Consider the following 1,512-nt stretch of genomic DNA (forward strand, 5'->3'; position numbering starts at 1 on the left):
ATCGTGTGCCACGCTCTCCCAAGCGCGAAAGATCTTCTTCTGCAACGCCGAAACCGTCATCATCAGTGGTGAGCGTGAGTGTGGTAGTGGAGACGGCAATATCGCAATTAATGCACCTATTCGACCATTTGCCAGCGTTATCGAGCACGATGCCTAATATTTCAGAAAAGTCGTGAGCCTCAATAGGCACTTGGTCTTTCTCGTGTGCCGAGTGGGTAAGGTTGAAAATGCGCTCAGGGTAAAGACTACGGAACATCTCGATGAGCCGTGAACTATCTCGCGTGACGTTCGCCATTCGACCCGCGTTAGGCCCTGCAATACGCGAACGACGCAGCTCTGCAGCTAACTGAGCGTTAATATCTTCAATACGACTGAGCAGTTTATGCCGTCGGTTTTCATCAATGGGCCGATTGCCGCGCAGTACTTGGGTAATTGCTGCCAGCGGGGTTTTTAATGCGTGTGATAGGTTGGCGACCGATTCTCGCGAGCGCTTCAGACGAAGATCAATGTCGTCCATGAACCAGTTCAACTGGTCGACTAATTCATCTAGCTCCGAAGGGGCTACTAATGACAAGCGATCACGTTTGCCTGATCGCAAGGCTTCAAGCTGTTGACGCAGTTGCCAAAGTGGCGTGAGGCCGCGGTTAACTGCCAGCATATTGAGTATGATGAGCATTCCTAAAAGCACGGCGGCAATTCCACCGACCCACCAATGCAAGGTAGCAAGTCCTGCTTCTACCTGAGAAAAATCCTCACCCACCAGTAATACGCCGTTAGAACCCTGCCACTCAAAATGGCGGCGGTAGACGAGCATGTGCTGATCGTTATGTTTAACGTCCACAAGAGCATCGCCGTTCTCTTCCAGCAGAGGCGCCAGCTGTTGCTGCCATTGCGGGTCGGAAGCGCTGACCGAACCGTTAAAGCGGAGTACGTAGAGATGATGAAAGACTTGATAGCCTTGGCTAACCGAGTCTAGCGCAGTCGGGACAGCCGTTTGGTCCTGCTCGAGCTGTGCGACCGCATGATTGGCTTCGCGCTGAAGACGCTCACCCAAAAAATCCCGAGCAAGATTCTGTAACAATATGCCATGCAGTAGCCAGGTCGTCACCACCACAAATAGCGCCACGCCACCTAGCCCGGATTTCTCATAGGTCCCCAGCAAGTCTCGCAGACTGTGCGGGTTACCGCCATTACCGCTCATTGGCGGCCGTGACTGATCAATAATCGATCAATTCCTGTTGTCCGGACACACGGCCCCCTTTCCCCCATTGAGTCGGGCCGGGGGAGCCCAGGCTTCTATCCCGGAACCAGTTGACGCACCAGGTCAGAGAGTTCGTCTTTGTAAGGATAGGCATCGCTCATCAACACCCGTATGCGCCGAGTGTTGCGAATGATGACCGCGCCCACCTTGATCAGCTTCAGCCGCAGGTTACTGGCGCTCATTCTCTCGAAGGGCGTCTTCTTCAAGTGGGCCCGTAATCGCTCGAACAGCGTGTAGGCAAAGCCCGACAG

General features: G+C 53.8%; 2 protein-coding genes. Both read right to left on the minus strand.

The window, feature by feature from the left end; translation table 11 throughout:
• The coding region (locus CXF87_RS11980; protein ID WP_232774909.1) for a sensor histidine kinase at positions 1–1,201 on the minus strand (1,201 nt) is incomplete at its 3' end.
• Positions 1,202–1,296: 95 nt separating this feature from the next.
• Positions 1,297–1,512: transposase (locus CXF87_RS11985; protein ID WP_198556082.1), on the minus strand; the 216-nt coding region annotated here is incomplete at its 5' end.

The sequence above is a fragment of the Halomonas sp. MES3-P3E genome (genome assembly GCF_002836035.1).
Classification (GTDB): Bacteria; Pseudomonadota; Gammaproteobacteria; order Pseudomonadales; family Halomonadaceae; genus Vreelandella; species Vreelandella arctica.